Consider the following 16212-nt stretch of genomic DNA (forward strand, 5'->3'; position numbering starts at 1 on the left):
GGGTTGGCTCGGCCGGGTTGGCTCGGCCGGGTTGGCTCGGCCGGGTTGGCTCGGACAGACCCGGATTAACCCAACGTGGTTCAGCCCTGGCTGGCTGAGCGCGACCTGACCCGAGTTTGCTCGACCAGACTCGGCCGGGTTGGTCTGGCCCGGGTCGGTCTGGCCTGGCAGTCGGTCGACTGGCAGCCCAACGGCAGCAACGCGGGCCCGCACAGCACGGTGAGGCTGGTCCTGCCGAAGAGCCAGGAGGAGATTGGCATTCCCGACCTGCCCCGGATGACCAATGACTTGACTCGGCCTGACCAGGCGCGACTCGGCCTAGCATTCCCGCGATGGCTGCACACCTACAATCATCACCGCAGCCACACCGCGCTCGCCGGCCACCCACCCGCCAGCCGCGTCCCCAACCTCTCCGGTCAGTACACCTAGGTTGGCTCGGCTAGACCTGCCCCGGCCCGACCCGGTCTGGTCTGGTCTGGCCGGGCCTGACTTGGCCCAGTCCGGCCCGGCCTGACCAGGCGCGACTCGGCCGCGGTTGACTTGGCTCGACTCCCCCTGCCCCGGCCTGGCGTGGCCCGGTCAGGCCCGGCCCGGCCCAGCTCTGCTCGGCTCGGCTCGGTCTCAGCTGGCCCGGTCCGGTCTGGCCTGGCGCGGCTCGGGCTGTCTTGGCACGGGCCGGCCTCGGTTGGTTCGGTTCGGCTTCGTTGACTCGGGTTGACGTGGCTTGCGTGGCTTCGTTTCGCGGGCAACGCTGCGTAGGTCGGGGCTCGTCCCGCTCGTGCTTGTTGGGTTGTGTGCCCGATCGTGCGGCTCACTGGGCTCGGTGCCGCGTGTCTCGCGCATCCGGCCGGACCGGGCACTCTGTGTGATCGCTTTCGCCACGGCGGGGCCGCTCGGGGCTCCCCCGTGCGGGGTCCCTCGCGCTGCGGGCCGTGCGGTGGCGAGCGGGAGCAGTCTTGGCGGCGCGGCGCGGGGCAGAGCGACAGCGGGGCGGGCAGCAGCAACGCGGCGTGGCGTGGCGTGGCTGCGGGGCGGCGTGACAGGAACGTGGCGTGGCGTGGCTACGTGGCGAGGCGGGCAGCAGCAACGCGGCGTGGCGGAGTGGCGGCGTGGTGTGGCGATCCCGCTCCGCCCCGGGTCCGGCTCGATCCTCCCGCGCCTCGTCCCGGGGTCCGGGTCTCTCACCCCCCGGCCGAAGTCCCGATCCCACCCGAAGGCCCGGCCGGTCATTCCTCCTTGGGTGAGAGCAGCGATGCCGGTCGGATGGCGGTCGAGCCGAAGCGGGAGCGGGCCACGTCGGCGGCCAGTTCGGCGTCTCGCCAGCGGGGCTCCGGGGACGCGAAGGCCAGCTGTTCCCCGTCCTCGCCGGTGTCCAGGCTCTCCACTCGGACGCCGATCAGCCGGACCGGGCCGGTCGGCGCGTGTTCGGCCAGCAGGTCCACGGCGGTGCGGTGGATCTCCCGTGCGACGTCGGTCGCTGCGGACAGGGTGCGGGCGCGGGTGATCGTCCGGAAGTCGCCGAAGCGGACCTTGATCGACACCGTCCGCCCGCGCAGCCCGCGTGAGCGCAGCGTGGCGCCGACCCGTTCGGACAGCCGCAGCAGCTCCAGGCCCAGCTCGGCCCGGCTGAACACGTCGACGTCGAAGGTGTGCTCCGCGCCGATCGACTTCTCCGCGGACTCCGGCACCACGGCACGGTCGTCGTGCCCGTTCGCCAGCGCCCACAGGTGCTCGCCCACGGCCCGGCCCAGCGCGCGCCGCAGCCGGGCGGGCGACGCCGCCGCGACGTCCGCGATCGTGTGCCAGCCGTGCCGCTGCACCAGCTCCTCGGTCCGCTTGCCGACCCCCCACAGCGCGGACACCGGCAGCGGATGCAGGAACGCCACCGTCTCCGCGGCGGGAACCACCACCATCCCGTCCGGCTTGGCCATCCCGGACGCGAGCTTCGCCACGAACTTCACCTTCGCGACCCCGACCGAGCAGGTGATCCCGTGCTCGGCGGAGACCCGTTCCCGGATCCGTGCCCCGAGCTGGGCCGGAGTGGCTCCCAGCCGGCGCAGCGCACCGCCGACGTCCAGGAACGCCTCGTCGAGACTCAGCGGCTCGACCAGCGGTGTGAGCTCCCGGAAGATCCCCATCACGCCACGGGATACCTCGCCGTAGAGCCCCGGCGTCGGCTGGATGCACACCAGCCGCGGGCACAGCCGCTTCGCCGTGGCGAACGGCATCGCCGAGCGCACCCCGAACCGCCGCGCCGGGTAGCTGGCCGCGGCCACCACCGACCGCGGACCGCCGCCGGACACCACCACCGGCAGGTTGACCAGCTCGGGCCGGGTCCGCAGCTCACAGGCAACGAAGAAGGCGTCCATGTCCACGTGCAGGATCGCGCAGCCGGTGTCGTCCGGCGCCGGCGCTCCGGGCGCGACGCGGTAGCGGGCCATCGCGCTGGGTAGTTCGGTGTTTCTCCCCACGTCCGCCGACGCTACCGGCGACCACCGACAGTTTCCGGACAGGCGGACCGCAAGGATTGCCGATCCGGTTCGCCGCGCGCTCCGCCCGCCACTGCAACCACCACGGCGTTCATCCTGGCCAACGCACGGCCCGGGGTCAGCCGCGGCGGGCGATCGCGTGCAGCCGCCCGGCGACGTCCCGCAGCGCAGGCACCGCGGCCGCGGCCAGTTCGAACTCGGCCAGCTCGTCCTCGCGCACCTCGCCGGTCACGACGTCGGAGATGATCCGGTCGCCCTGCAACAGGGTGACCTCCAGGCCCGCGGCGACCAGCGAGTCGGTGAGCCCGGCGCTGTCGTAGCGGCGCAGCACGGTGTCCCGTTCGCCCGGCACGACGCCGTCGGCGTCGGTGAGCAGCTGCTGTGCGTCGGCGATCCGGCCGGCCAGCGCCCGGTGCAGCACGGCCGCGTTGCGGTTGGCGACCAGCACCGACACCGCCCCGCCCGGTGCCACCGCCGCAGCGAGCGCGGTGAGCACGACAGCGGGCTCGTCCACGACCTCCAGCAGCCCGTGCGCCAGCACCAGGTCGGCCGAGCCGGACGGCACGTGCGCGGCCAGCGCGTCGGAATCGTCGGCGACGACGGTGATCCGCTGCGCGACGCCCTCCTCCTCGGCCCGCCGCAGCAGCGTCGCGCGGGCGTTCGGGTTCGGCTCGACGACGGTGACCAGGCACCCCGCCGACGCGAAGGGCACCGCCCAGCCGCCACTCCCGCCGCCGACGTCGACGACGACCGGCTGCTCCACGCCACGGGCGCGAGCAGCGCGCAGCTCCGCCTCGAGCGCCCGGCTCACGGCGCCAAAGCCCCGGGCGGCCACGGTGTCCGTCTTCATGGCCGACAGGGTAGTGGCCGCCGGTCACCCGCCGTGATCCGCGTGGGCGGCACAGCGGCGTTCGCCACCTTCCCGGCTCCCCTCCGGACGTACGGGCCGTAGGCTGTGTCGAGTGCACACGGTCGCCGTTCTCAGCCTCAAGGGTGGTGTCGGCAAAACGACGGTCGCGCTCGGTATCGCGTCGGCCGCTCTGCGTAGGGGTACCCGCGCCCTCGTCGCCGACCTCGACCCGCAGGGCAACGCCACCACCTCCCTCGATCCGCCGTTCACCGACGCGACGCTCGCCGACGTCCTCGAGACGCCAGCCCGCGCGATCCTGGAACGGGCGATCGCACCCAGCGTGTGGAGCGAGCAGATCGACGTGCTGGTCGGCGCCGAGGAACTGGAGCAGCTCAACGAACCCGGTTCGGACGGTCGACGGCTGGAGAACCTGTCCCGCGCGCTCGACGAACTGCACCAGGACCCGCTCGGCGAGGACCCCTACGAGCTGGTGGTGATCGACTGCCCGCCGTCACTCGGCCGGCTCACCAAATCCGCGCTCGTGGCCGCCGACACCGCGCTGATCGTCACCGAGCCCACGATGTACGCGGTGGCCGGTGCGCAGCGCGCGCTGGAGGCGATCGAGCGGATCAGGCAGGAGCAGAACCCCACGCTCCGCCCGCTCGGCGTGCTGGTGAACAAGCTGCGTGTGCGCTCCTACGAGCACCAGTTCCGGATCACCGAGCTGCGTGAGAACTTCGGTTCGCTGGTGATGCCCACCGCGATCCCGGACCGGCTCGCCGTCCAGCAGGCGCAGGGTGCGTGCAGCCCGATCCACGAGTGGCACTCCCCCGGTGCCCAGGAGATCGCGCTGACGTTCAACATGGTGCTGGCGAAGATCCTGCGCTCCAGCCGGGCCGGACGGCACCGGGTGCACGGTACGGACGAGGCGGCCGAGTCCCCCGCGGAAGTGTCCGGGAACGCGGGCTGAGCCGTGCCCGAGGGCGATACGGTCTTTCTCGCCGGCAAATTGCTCGACCGCGCGCTAGCCGGGAAAACCTTGGTACGCGGTGAGTTCCGTCATCCCGAACTGGCCACTGTGGACCTCGCGGGCCACACGGTGCGTGGCGTGGCGACGGTCGGCAAGCACCTGTTCACCCGGTTTTCCGGCGATCTCACCCTGCACAGCCACCTGCGGATGGACGGCAGCTGGCGGATCCACCCGGTGGGCGCGAAGTGGCCGATGGCCGCACACCACGCGCGGGTGATCCTGGAGACCGCGGACGTGCAGGCGGTCGGCTTCCGGCTGCACGACCTGCGCCTGCTGCCCACCGAAGAGGAGTCCGGACTGGTCGCACACCTGGGCCCGGACCTGCTCGATCCACAGTGGACGGATGAGCTGGCGGCGGCCGCGGCGGCGAACCTGCGTGCACGGCCGGACCGGGAACTCGGCGACGCACTGCTGGATCAGCGAGTACTGGCCGGCGTGGGGAACCTGTACAAGACCGAGATCTGTTTCCTGCTCGGCGTTTCCCCGTGGACCCCGGTGTCCGAAGTGGACTCCGCACGGGTGGTGGCGCTCGCCAGGAAGCTGCTGCTCGCGAACGCGTGGCGGCACGAGCAGGTGACCACCGGCGATCCGCGCCGGGGACGGCGCACCTGGGTCTACGAACGCACCCGTCAGGGCTGCTTCCGCTGCGGCGGCCGGGTTCTCGTCCGCACCCAGGGTTCCGGCGTCGAAGGCAGGCCCACCTGGTACTGCCCGCACTGCCAGCCCGGTCCCGCGCCGGCCCGCTGAACGCTTCAACGCTTCCCGGCCGTTCGCAGACGCCGGGCAACGGAGGCTCGCAGGCCAGGGCGGCATCCTCGGCACGGGACTGCGCGATCGGCATCCGCGTTGCCTGCTGCAGGTGCTGCTCAGCGGTTCCTCGTGGCTGCCAGTGTCCGAAGTGGACCCGGCACGGGCGTCGGCGCCCGATGGGGCGGGGCGTACCAGTGGCCGACGTGGTTCTGCTGGGGGCGCCGGCCCACCCCGGCGACGTCCGTGTTCGCGCCGGGCGAACGCCGCCGAAGTGTGGCGCAGAGATCCCCGAAATGATGTTGCCGGACGGCGCGGTTCGCGGTTAGCGTGGCAGTACACGGGAAAGGAGGTGGTCCTAAGTTGTATTCACACAGGACTCGTGAGGTGGCTGTCCGCTAGCGGATGGCGCGCGTAAGGGACTTTGGGCAGGGATACAACCCGAGCCACCTTCGGCTCATCGCCTGCTTCGCGTGCTGCCTGAGAGCGAATACCAGGCAGTCACCGGGCTCCCGGGGTTTCCGAGCACCAGTCCGGCTCGGACCTGGACGCAGGACGGCGTCCAGGAGACACCCCGGGAGTTACCCATCTCTTCCGGAGGACATCGAGACAAGCACCGGCCGGCACGCCCCGGTGCCCGATACCCCCGCGGAACCCGTCCACGAGCCGTGGCCGGGAGACCGTCCGGCTGCGGCCACCACGGCCGATCGCCAGCACACAGCTGCACCGGTCAGGTCGGCCGGGTTCGATCCGGCCCGGGTAGGCCACTGCGGCAACCCCACCGCAACGCGGCAACGCAATCCTCCACCGCGCAACACAGCCGGGACAGACCCGCCGGGCCCACAAGCCACCGCAGCAATGCCACCGCAGGACCGCAACCCGCCCCTCACCACGCCGCGGAGCCGGTCAGATCGGCCGGGTTCGGTCCGGGTAGGCCACTGCGGCAAGCTCACGGTGGTACCGCGACGCATCTTCCGCCGTGCGGTGCAGCCGGGGCCAGGTCCGGTTACGGCGAGCCCACGGCAGCGACTCCGCCGTAACGTACTTCCGCCGCGCGCCGGCGGGCGTGTCAGCCGGCGCGGGCTCTGGTCCGCAAAAGGGCCTACCGGTAACAATCCCCGCCGCAGCACACGGGCACCGTGACGGCGCTACAGCACACGGGCACCGTGGCAGCGCAGCATCGCCGTGGCAGCGCAGCATCGCACGGACACTGTGACGGCACAGTGTCTGTCCAGCTCGACCGGGCACCGCGGTTTACCGGCTACCAGGACCGGGCGGGCGCGCAGGGCCGGGTCCGGAGCACGCCAGCCCATCGCAGCAACCCTGGCGCGGCACCGCATGCGCCGAGTACCAGGGCAGCCCACTTCCACCGGGCATCAGCCGGCCAGGTCAATCTGCGGTCAGCCGAACGCGACGGAACTGTGCAGCCGTAGCGGTCGCATCGGGCGGGGTCCGGCCGTACACAGACCCACTGAACGTCGTGTGGCCGCACTCACCGCTAGCCATGAACACGGCGTAGCCGCGCCGGGACCGGTCGGCGGCAACCCCGCCGGGGGCCACGCGACCTGCCTCCGGCGGGTGGGTATGCGGCGTTCCGGTCCGGCGCTGCCCGGACGGCTCCGACGTCTTCTGCGGTTCGGCTTCGGTGTGGCGGCGCTGCAGGTGCGGACGGCGCTAGGCTGATGCCCATGCTCAAGCCGGACTACCCGATCGTCACCGGGCGGCTGGTGTTGCGTCCGTTCCGGCCGGAGGACCTCGACGCGCTCAACTCGTTCCAGTCCCGCGCCGACGTCGCCCGTTACCTCTACTGGGGTCCGCGCAGCCGGGCCGAATCCGCGGCCGCGCTGGCGAAGCGGGTGCACAGCTCGACGGTCTCGGACGAGGGGCAGTTCCTCGCCGTCGCGGTCGAGCTCACCGAGACCGGCCAGCTGATCGGTGATCTCACCCTCGAATATGTCAGCGCGGAGCATCGGCAGGGCGAGATCGGCTTCGTCTTCCACCCCGACCACCACGGCCGGGGCCTGGCCCTCGAGGCCGCCGGGGAACTGCTCCGGCTCGGCTTCGAGGAGCTCGGCCTGCACCGCATCGTCGGCCGTTGCGACGGGCGCAACCAGGCGTCGAGTGCGCTGATGGAGCGGCTCGGCATGCGCCGCGAAGCACACCTGCGGGAGAACGAGATGGTCAAGGGCGTGTGGACCGACGAACTGGTCTACGCCGTCCTCGAGGACGAATGGCGGCTCGCACGCAGCTGAGCGTGCGAAGCCCGGCGAGCGACCGGCGCCACACGGCAGGCGGGTCCGAAAGCAGCACCGGCACCGATGCGGCAGCATGGGCGCGTGCTCTTCGACCGGATCGTCCGCCCCTCGCTGTACCGGCTGGCCTACCACGACCCCGAGCTCGTGCACGAGCGCACGGTCACGATGCTGAGCCGCTTCGGGCCGGGACTCGGGCCGGCCGCACGCTGGTACCGCACGGACGATCCGGTGACCGTGCTCGGGCTGCGGTTCGCCAACCGGGTCGGGCTCGCCGCGGGGATGGACAAGAACGGCCGCGCGCTCGCCGCCTGGCCTGCGCTCGGGTTCGGGTTCGTCGAGGTCGGCACGGTCACCCGGCACGCACAGCCGGGCAACCCGAAACCACGGCTGTTCAGCCTGCCCGCCAGCGACGCAGTGCTGAACCGGATGGGCTTCAACAACGACGGTGCGAACGCGCTCGCCGAACGCCTTGCCGCACAAGGGAAACCCCCGGTTCCGCTGGGTATCAGCATCGGCAAGTCCAAGGTCACGCCGCTCGAGGAGGCGGTCGAGGACTACCGCTGGTCGCAGCGCGCCCTGCACCCGTACGCCGATTACTTCGCGATCAACGTCAGCTCCCCCAACACCCCGGGACTACGCGCGCTGCAGGACAAAGCAGCGCTCGCCGAACTCCTCGGCGAGCTGCGCGCAACCGGGACCGAACTCGGCGGCGGCACCCCGCTGCTGGTGAAGGTCGCCCCCGACCTCACCGACGACGCCCTCGCCGAACTGCTCGAGGTCTGCCTCGAGCACGGCGTGGCCGGGATCATCGCGACCAACACCACGCTCGCCCGCACCGGCGTCGACCCGGCCGAAGCGACGCTGGCCACCGAGACCGGCGGGCTGTCCGGGCGTCCGCTCACCGCGCGTTCGCTCGAGGTGGTGCGATTCGTGCACGACCACACCGGCGGACGGCTGCCGATCATCGGCGTCGGCGGGATCCTCGGGCCGGACGACGCGCGCCGGATGCTCGACGCCGGCGCGAGCCTGGTGCAGCTCTACACCGGGTTCGCCCTGCACGGCCCCGGTCTGGTGCGCCGGGTCAGCCGGGGGATCGCGGGACGGCCGTGCTGACGAAACGCAGGTAGCCGCGCCAGGATTCGTACCGGTCCAGGCTTTCGGCACCCTCGGCCGCGGCCGGATCGCACAGCACGGCGAGCGGGGTGCTCCCGTCCTCCAGCGCCACCCTGCCGAGCACGAACGGCGCGGACAGCTCCGCGGCGAACCGGCCGAAAGCGGCAGGGGAAAGCCGCCAGCGTTCCCCGTCGAGCGCAGCCGCGCCGGGCACCACGCCGGGCTGCACGGGCGCCGTCCCGTCCAGCAGCACCATGCGGTAGTGCTCGACGGTCCGGACCGGTCCGGCGAACCGGGCGTCACGCAGCTTCTCGTGCAACGGCTGGCCGCGCAGATGCGCCCCGAACACCACCACGTCGGCGCCTTCGGACGGATACGGTTCGGCGGCCTGCTCCCCGGTCAGCACCGCGGCGAGGTCGATCCCGATCTGGTCCTCGAACGCCCGCGTGGCCACGGTGACCCCGAACGGCCGCCGGTCCCCCGGCGACACCGGCACGGTGATCGCCGCCAGGTCGAGGACGTTCACGAACGTGCTGTACGTGCCGAGGCGTTCGCTCACGCCGACCGGATCCGCCAGCGCCTCGGCGAGGTCCGGATGGTCGGGCACGGTGGGAAGGAGCAGCGCGTCGTAGCCGGCCAGCACGGCCCGCGCGGCGGACCGCAGCTCGGTCATCTTCGTCCGGGCAGTGACCAGCGCCTGGGCCCGGTACCGGCCCGCGGCAGCCACGATTGCCGCAACGGTGGGGTCAGCGCCCTCCGGCTCGGCGGCGAGCACCTCCCCCGCCGAGGCGTACCGCTCGGCCACCAACGCGCTGCCGTAGAGCAGTTTCCCGGCTTCGAAGAACACACTGATGTCCACGGTCTGCACGACGGCTCCGGACGCCTCCAGCGACGTCACAGCCACGTCGAAAGCCTTCCTCGCGGGCGCCGTGAGCGGGGCGAGCCCGGCCTCGTCGGGGATCGCCACCCGGGGCCGGGCTCCGGCGCCCAGCCGGACGTCCCCCGGCCACTCGCGTACCGCGGGGTCCTGGCCGTCCGGGCCGGTCATCACCGCGAGGGCCCGCTGGCCGAGAGCCAGGCTGCGGGCGAACACCGAAACGCAGTCGAACGACGGCGAAGCCGGGTACACCCCGGTGCGCGGCACCAGGCCGATGGTGGGCTTCAGGCCGACCACCGCGTTCAGCGCCGCGGGTACCCGGCCGGATCCGCCGGTGTCCGTGCCGAGTGCGAGATCGGCGATCCCGAGGCCGACGGCCACCGCCGATCCGCTGCTGGAACCGCCGGCCACCTTCGCCGGGTCGAGTGCCGAACCGACCGCGCCGTACGGACTGCGGGTCCCGGTCAGCCCGGACCCGAACTGGTCGAGATTCGTCTTGCCGAGCACCACGGCACCGGCGCCGGTCAGCCGGGCGAGCACCGTGGCACTGCGCACCGGCGATCGCGAGAAACCCGGACAGCCCGCGGTGGTCGGCAGCCCGGCCACGTCGATCAGGTCCTTGACCGCGAGCACCGTTCCGGCGAGCGGTAGGTCCTCGCCCGCCCGGACGCGTTCGTCCACCGCCTTCGCGTCGACGAGCACCTCCGCCATGGTGCGCAAGCGGATCCAGGCCTCCGGCCGGTCGGCCTCGGCGATCCGCTCGAAGGCGGCGAGCACCCGCTGATGCGCGCTGGGCGGCGGGGCGGGCACGGGTTGCGGTTCCGGCGGAAGCGTGGTCACGGGGAGTCCTTTCCTCGGCGGGATCGGATGAGTCCACTGTGTACATCCGGCTCCGCGGAATCTCGGCCCACGGCGCCGGAACTGACGGTGCCACCACTGAGGTCCTGGGAAAAACGGTAAACCGCATACGTTTCCGCCACCAGCCGCGGGAGATTACGCGATTGTTGCGGTACCCGGCGGCCATCACGCACCGTCGCACCGGCTGCCGTGCACTGGGCCGGCCGGAATCCGAAACTCGGCCATCCGGACGGCTTTCCCCGCCGCGCAACCACCACGGGCCAGCCGAAGTTCACCCGCAGGAGACCGCCGAAAGCGGCGTCCCGCCCGCACGCACCGGCAGCGTCAGCCGAGGTCCTCGAGCGCAACCGCCGGCCGATCCGCCGCAGCCGCGCAACGCCGGCCCCGTTCCCGCCGCGCCACGGTCAACCGGCATGCCCGCACCGATCCCTCAGCGCCACACCAACCGACCCGCCGAAGTTCCCGCAGCACCATCGCCGGCCGATCCGCAAGCCGGCGTCAGCGGAGATCCCTCAGTGCCACCGGCCAACCAGCCCGCAGTGTCCACCGAAGCACCTGAGCGCCATGGCCCGCCGACCCGCTTCGCAAGCCTCAGCCAAGACCCCGAACGCCACCGCCGGCCGATCCGCCGCGCCCGGCAGCGTCAGCCGAGGTCCTTGAGTGCCATTGCCAGGCCTGCCAGCCGGTCCGTTGCGTCCGTCAGTGCCTCGCGCGAGGTGCCGATTCCCGCGCTGCTCGCCGCGACCGCCCGGCCTGCGGCGGCGACCAGGCCGCCGTAGCTCTCCACGCCGTCGTCGAGCTGGCTGCGCAGTTTGGTGACCGCCGCGTCGAGGGCGGCACGCTCGCGCTGGGGTGCGGAGTTGCGGCCCCGTTCGATGGCCTGGACGCGGGTGGCCAGTGCACGCAATGCCTGTGCCGCCTCGTCGGCGGTCGCGCGGGCGTCGGCGACCGACACCTCGGACACCGCGGTGGTGCCCAGCGATGTCGGCACCGACAGCTGGCGCAGCAGCTCGCCGAGCGAGGCTTCCGATTCGGCGAGTCGTTCCATCGGCTCACGGGCGGCCGAGCCCGCGGCCGGCAGTGGCGGCGGGGCGGCGCTCGGCGCTGCCGTCAGCTCGTGTTTCTTCAGCTCCCGCAGCCGCAGGCCGGTGCGGACGCTGAAGGTGCCGAACACCAGCGTGCCGAAGCCGGCCAGTACCGTCTGCCCGATGTCCGGGCCGGCCACGCCGCCGAGCAGGCCGGTTCCGGCCAGCACGGTGAGCACGCCGAGCAGGATGGTGACCAGCACCCACACCGTGAGCACCCGCGACGTGCGGCGGATCCGCCGCTGGTGCTTGGCGGCAGGCTCGTTCCAGCGCTGCCACTTCGCCCTGGCTTCGGCCATCGCCGGGATCTGGTCGGCGACCGAACCGAAGGCGGCAGGCACCGCGGACCGGCGCGGTACGGGAGGTTTCGCCGGAGCGGGCCGGTGCTGGAACCGGCCCGGCTGCTCCGCGGCCTTCCCGCCGGTCTCCTCGGACGGCGGGAAGTACCGCTGCAGTTTTGCCTGGGCCCGCTGCGCGTAATCGGGTAACCGCTCGACGTACTTCTCGATCCGGGCGTTGAACTCGTCGAAGTCCCGCCGTCTGTTCATCGAGCCCCCCTGCGCTCACTGCCCCGGGACCCCGGACCGGGTCAGGCCGGGTTCTTGCCTTGTTCGGCCTGCACGCGAGCCTGGATCTCCCGCTGGATGTCGGGGCTCGCGGGCGCGTTCGCCGCGCCCGAGTTCGCCGCACCCGCCGAGTTCGCCGCCGCGGCGCCGTCGGTGACCTGCGCGACCGAGTTCCCCTGCATCGAGGCGCGGATCTGCTCCAGCCGCGAGTGCCCTGCCATCTGCGTGGCCGACTCCTGGACCTCCATCATCCGGCCCTGCACGGAGTTCTGCGCCAGCTCGGCCGAGCCCAGCGCCGTGGTGTAGCGCTTCTCGATCTTGTCGCGGACCTCTTCCAGCGACGGCGTGTTGCCCGGCGCGGCCAGCTGGCTCATCTGGTTCAGCGACGAGGAGACCTGCTCCTGCATCTTCGCCTGCTCCAGCTGCGAGAGCAGCTTGGTGCGCTCGGCCAGCTTCTGCTGCAGCATCGTGGCGTTGCGCTCGACGGCCTGCTTGGCCTGCGCGGCCGCCTGCAGCGACTGGTCGTGCAGCGTCTTGAGGTCCTCGATGCTCTGCTCGGCGGTGACCAGCTGCGCGGCGAAGCTCTCCGCCGCCGTCTCGAACTGGGTCGCCTTCGCCTCGTCGCCCTTGCTGCGGGCCTCGTCGGCCAGCACGAGCGCCTGGCGGGTGGACGCCTGCAGCTTCTCGACCTCGCCGAGCTGCCGGTTGAGCTTCATCTCCAGCTGACGCTGGTTGCCGATCACGGAGGCGGCCTGCTGCGTCAGCGCCTGGTGGTTGCGCTGCGCCTCCTCGATGGCCTGCTGGATCTGTACCTTCGGGTCGGCGTGCTCGTCGATCTTCGACGAGAACGCCGCCATCATGTACTTCCAGAACTTCACGAACGGGTTGGCCATCTCCTCCGCCTGCCTTCTTGCGTCCCACGGGCCCTGAGTTACCTCGAGGTGGGGCGTCGCTCCCCAGCTGTACAACGTCCCGACCCCGGCGTCGGGTTCCATCGTGTCAGGTCGGCTCCGGGTGTTCCAGGCGACCCCGGGGGAATTCAGGGATGGCCCTGAGCCGTCCCGCGCAGACGCCGACGGCCCCGGGGAGCTCCCGGGGCCGTCGGTACACGCGGTGTGCGGTTAAGCGGCGATCGTGGACGCGAGCTTGGGCGCGCCGATCGTGGTCCGCAACGTCGTGTTCATCCGCGGCGCGGGCTGCAGCCGCAGGTCGGAGAGGTCGTCGCCGACCAGCTCGGAGACCAGCCTGCCGCCCTCGAACCCGGCAGCGGCGCTCTCCCGCTCCGGCACGGTCTCCCGCGGCACGGTCTCCACCTCTTCGACCGGGGTGACCGCGACCGTGTCGAGAGCCGACACGTCCGCTGCGACCTTGTTCAGCAGCTCGCCGAGCGGAAGCTCCAGAGCCTCGCAGATGGAGGCCAGCAGCTCGCTGGAGGCTTCCTTCTGACCGCGCTCGACCTCGGACAGGTAGCCGAGGCTGACTCTGGCGGCGCGGGAGATGTCACGCAGCGTTCGACGCTGGTTGGTGCGGGCATGACGGAGCCGATCACCGATCGCCTCACGCAACAGCACGGTCATCACGCGCCTCCCTTCCCGAACTGGTGCCTCCTACGTTACCCAGAGCGGCGGCCCGGGTGCAGGACTTGACACGTGCGTACGCCAAGGGCGAACGCTCCGATCAGTGTAGATGTTCCCCCAGCAGGGCGAACGCCGCGCGCACCGCGGCGACCCGGATCGCCGCCCGGTCACCCTCCCCGGCCAGTTCACGGACCACCTCGGTGCCCGGACCGCTGAGCCCGAGGTGCACGGTGCCCGGCGCGATCCCGTCCTGCGGATCCGGCCCGGCGACCCCGGTCAGGCCCAGCCCCCAGGTGGCCCCGCAGCGCTCCCGCGCACCGGCCGCCAGCTGGGCCGCGACCTCGGGATGGACCGCACCGTGCTCGGCCAGCAGCCGTTCGTCGACGCCGGCCAGCACGGCTTTCAGATCGGTGGCGTAGACCACCAGTCCGCCGCGCAGCACCGCGCTGGCACCGGGTACCTCGGCCAGCGTCGCGCACACCAGCCCCGCGGTCAGTGATTCGGCGACGGCCACGGTCTCCCCTCTGCGGGTGAGAGTCGCCACGAGATCCCGCGCGCCGGTCATCAGGCACCCGTCGCACGACGGCCGGCGGCACGCAGCCTGATCGCGCGGACGAGGTAGTCCACGCCGGTGACCACGGTCAGCACGACCGCCAGGCCCATCAGCACCCAGCGCACCGGGTCCGCGCCGGCGGGCAGCGGCAGCAGGTACCCCACGATCGCGACGATCTGGGTCATCGTCTTCGCCTTGCCACCGCGGCTGGCCGGGATCACGCCGTGCCGGATCACCCAGAACCGCAGCAGGGTCACGCCGATCTCCCGGACCGCGATCACGATCGTCACCCACCACGGCAGCTCGCCGAGCACGCTCAGCCCGATCAGCGCGGCCCCGATCAGCGCCTTGTCCGCGATCGGATCGGCGATCTTGCCGAAATCGGTGACCAGTCCGTAGCGGCGGGCCACCCATCCGTCGACCTGGTCGGTGGCCGAGGCGATGGCGAACAGGCCGGTCGCGATCGCCCGCCAGGTGGTGTCCGCGCCCTCGCCCATGAACAGCGCGACGACGAACAGCGGCACCAGCACCAGCCGCGAGATGGTCAGCAGGTTTGCCAGGTTGAGCGTCGGCACCGGCGTCGCTGCAGGCACCTGGGCACCCCCTTCGACGGCGCCGGACGCCGCAGCGGCGCGGGGCAGGCCCTCGCCGGCGTCGCTCGGTGCGGCATTCACCGGTCGGTTTCCCGTACCGGACGGACGATCAGGTCGACGCCGGCGGAGTCGACCACTGCGCAGCGGACCAGCTCGCCCACCGCCACCGCGGGGGCCTGCGGATCCTCCAGCAGCACGCATTCGCCGTCGACCTCGGGCGCCTGGTGCGCGGCCCGGCCCACGGCGTCGTCGCCGTCCCCGGCGGCCTGTTCGACCAGCACGTCCACGAAGGTGCCGATGCGGTCCTCGGCACGCTGCGCGGTCAGCTCCTCGACCAGCGCCGAAACGCGCGCGACCCGCTCGGCGACCTCGGCCGGATCGAGCTTGTCCGCGAACGTCTCGGCCTCGGTGCCGTCCTCGTCGGAGTAGCCGAACACGCCGACCGCGTCGAGCCGGGCGCCGGTGAGGAACCGCTCCAGCTCGGCGAGGTCGTGCTCGGTCTCGCCGGGGAAGCCGACGATCACGTTGGTCCGGATGCCCGCCTCCGGCGCGTGCTCGCGGATCTGCTCGGTCAGCGCGAGGAACGAATCGGTGGAGCCGAACCGGCGCATCCGGCGCAGCACCTGCTCGCTGGAATGCTGGAAGGACAGGTCGAAGTAGTCCGCGACGCCGGCCGTGCCCGCGATGGCCTGCACCAGCTGCGGCCGGGTTTCCGCGGGCTGCAGATAGGACACCCGCACCCGTTCGATGCCCTCGACCCCGGCCAGCCGCGGCAGCAGCCGCTCGAGCGCGCTCGAGCCGTCCCTGCCGAAGTCCTTGCCGTAGGAGGTGGAGTTCTCGCTGACCAGGAACAGCTCCTTGACGCCGTGCTCGGCCAGCCAGCCGGCCTCGGCCACGATCTCGTCCGGCTGCCGCGACACGAACGACCCGCGGAACGACGGGATCGCGCAGAACGAGCAGCGCCGGTCACAGCCGGAGGCGACCTTCAGCGCGGCGACCGGTGAATCGTCCAGCCGGGTGCGCAGCACGCGCGGGCCCCAGCCGTGCTGGGCGTGCCCCGGCACCTCGACCGCATCGGATGCGGCGGGCCGCTGCACCGGGCTGATCGGCAGCAGTTTCCGCCGGTCGGAGGGCGTGTGCGAGGCGAGCGCGCGGCCGGCGACCACGTCGTCGAGCCGGTCGGACAGCTCGGCGTAGTGGTCGAAGCCGAGCACCGCGTCGGCTTCGGGCAGGCTCTCCGCCAGCTCGGTGCCGTACCGCTGCGCCATGCACCCGACGGCGACGACCTTGCGGCCGGTGTCGGCCGCGGCGAGCAGCGTGTCGACCGAATCCTTCTTCGCCGACTCCACGAAGCCGCAGGTGTTCACCACGACCACGTCGGAGTCCTCCGGCTCCGCGGCCAGTTCCCATCCCCCGGCGGCGAGCCGGCCCGCCAGCTCCTCGGAGTCGACCTCGTTGCGGGCGCAGCCCAAGGTCACGAGGGAAACACGTCGGCTACCGGCTGGCTCTGTGGTGGGAGAAGGCACGACGTTCAGGGTAGCCGCCGCATCCGGGCGCCCCGGCGACGGCCGACCATCGGCGCACGGGGGCGCCGTACGGCCGCTCGGCACCCCCGCGGC

Annotated in this window: 13 protein-coding genes and 1 pseudogene; 5 read left to right on the forward strand and 9 right to left on the reverse strand. The window is 72.3% G+C overall.

Annotation, left to right across the window (positions count from 1 at the left end; all coding sequences use genetic code 11):
• Window positions 1–324 precede the first annotated feature (324 nt).
• Window positions 325–429 (forward strand): annotated as a pseudogene (locus tag ABD793_RS29635) (IS481 family transposase); the annotation flags it as partial.
• Window positions 430–1226: 797 nt separating this feature from the next.
• On the opposite strand, the gene dinB reads toward ABD793_RS29635, so the two are convergent.
• Together dinB and ABD793_RS29645 are read right to left on the reverse strand one after the other, a co-directional pair.
• Window positions 1227–2441: a DNA polymerase IV gene (gene dinB, locus ABD793_RS29640; RefSeq protein ID WP_344866178.1), complete on the reverse strand. Its 1215-nt coding sequence runs from the start codon at window positions 2439–2441 to the stop codon at window positions 1227–1229.
• A 166-nt stretch (window positions 2442–2607) separates the two neighbouring features.
• Window positions 2608–3339, reverse strand: coding sequence for a methyltransferase domain-containing protein (locus tag ABD793_RS29645; RefSeq protein WP_344865896.1), 732 nt, complete (start codon window positions 3337–3339; stop codon window positions 2608–2610).
• A gap of 112 nt (window positions 3340–3451) precedes the next feature.
• Here ABD793_RS29645 and ABD793_RS29650 point away from each other — a divergent pair, with 112 nt between their 5' ends.
• From ABD793_RS29650 to ABD793_RS29665, 4 genes are all read left to right on the forward strand, one after another.
• Window positions 3452–4309, forward strand: coding sequence for a ParA family protein (locus tag ABD793_RS29650; protein WP_344865898.1), 858 nt, complete (start codon window positions 3452–3454; stop codon window positions 4307–4309).
• Between the two features lie 3 nt (window positions 4310–4312).
• Window positions 4313–5116: an Fpg/Nei family DNA glycosylase gene (locus tag ABD793_RS29655; protein WP_344865900.1), complete on the forward strand. Its 804-nt coding sequence runs from the start codon at window positions 4313–4315 to the stop codon at window positions 5114–5116.
• 1688 nt (window positions 5117–6804) lie between these two features.
• Window positions 6805–7368 carry a GNAT family N-acetyltransferase gene (locus tag ABD793_RS29660; protein WP_344865902.1) on the forward strand — a complete coding sequence of 188 codons (564 nt, stop codon included), beginning with the start codon at window positions 6805–6807 and terminating at the stop codon, window positions 7366–7368.
• A gap of 84 nt (window positions 7369–7452) precedes the next feature.
• Window positions 7453–8484, forward strand: a complete 1032-nt coding sequence (locus ABD793_RS29665; protein ID WP_344866180.1) for a quinone-dependent dihydroorotate dehydrogenase — start codon at window positions 7453–7455, stop codon at window positions 8482–8484.
• On the opposite strand, the gene atzF is transcribed toward ABD793_RS29665, so the two are convergent.
• The 7 genes from atzF to rimO all read right to left on the reverse strand — a co-directional run bounded on the left by atzF (window position 8453) and on the right by rimO (window position 16119).
• Window positions 8453–10201, reverse strand: coding sequence for an allophanate hydrolase (atzF, locus tag ABD793_RS29670; protein WP_344865904.1), 1749 nt, complete (start codon window positions 10199–10201; stop codon window positions 8453–8455). The two genes, ABD793_RS29665 and atzF, sit on opposite strands and share 32 nt — an antisense overlap.
• A gap of 661 nt (window positions 10202–10862) precedes the next feature.
• Window positions 10863–11852, reverse strand: a complete 990-nt coding sequence (pspM, locus tag ABD793_RS29675; RefSeq protein ID WP_344865906.1) for a phage shock envelope stress response protein PspM — start codon at window positions 11850–11852, stop codon at window positions 10863–10865.
• 41 nt (window positions 11853–11893) lie between these two features.
• On the reverse strand, window positions 11894–12763 hold the full coding sequence (locus ABD793_RS29680) for a PspA/IM30 family protein (protein ID WP_344866182.1): 870 nt from the start codon (window positions 12761–12763) through the stop codon (window positions 11894–11896).
• 228 nt (window positions 12764–12991) lie between these two features.
• Window positions 12992–13447 (reverse strand): helix-turn-helix domain-containing protein, encoded by a 456-nt coding sequence (locus ABD793_RS29685; RefSeq protein WP_344865908.1) that lies wholly within the window; start codon window positions 13445–13447, stop codon window positions 12992–12994.
• Between the two features lie 100 nt (window positions 13448–13547).
• The gene (locus ABD793_RS29690; RefSeq protein WP_344865910.1) at window positions 13548–14012 is read right to left on the reverse strand and encodes a CinA family protein; all 465 of its coding nucleotides are present in this window, start codon (window positions 14010–14012) and stop codon (window positions 13548–13550) included.
• The gene (gene pgsA, locus ABD793_RS29695; protein WP_425548791.1) at window positions 14012–14674 is read right to left on the reverse strand and encodes a CDP-diacylglycerol--glycerol-3-phosphate 3-phosphatidyltransferase; all 663 of its coding nucleotides are present in this window, start codon (window positions 14672–14674) and stop codon (window positions 14012–14014) included. Before pgsA ends, ABD793_RS29690 begins: the two co-directional genes overlap by 1 nt.
• Window positions 14671–16119 (reverse strand): 30S ribosomal protein S12 methylthiotransferase RimO, encoded by a 1449-nt coding sequence (rimO, locus tag ABD793_RS29700; RefSeq protein ID WP_344865914.1) that lies wholly within the window; start codon window positions 16117–16119, stop codon window positions 14671–14673. Before rimO ends, pgsA begins: the two co-directional genes overlap by 4 nt.
• Window positions 16120–16212 lie beyond the last annotated feature (93 nt).

The sequence above is a fragment of the Amycolatopsis ultiminotia genome, assembly GCF_039536925.1.
Taxonomy (GTDB): Bacteria; Actinomycetota; Actinomycetes; order Mycobacteriales; family Pseudonocardiaceae; genus Amycolatopsis; species Amycolatopsis ultiminotia.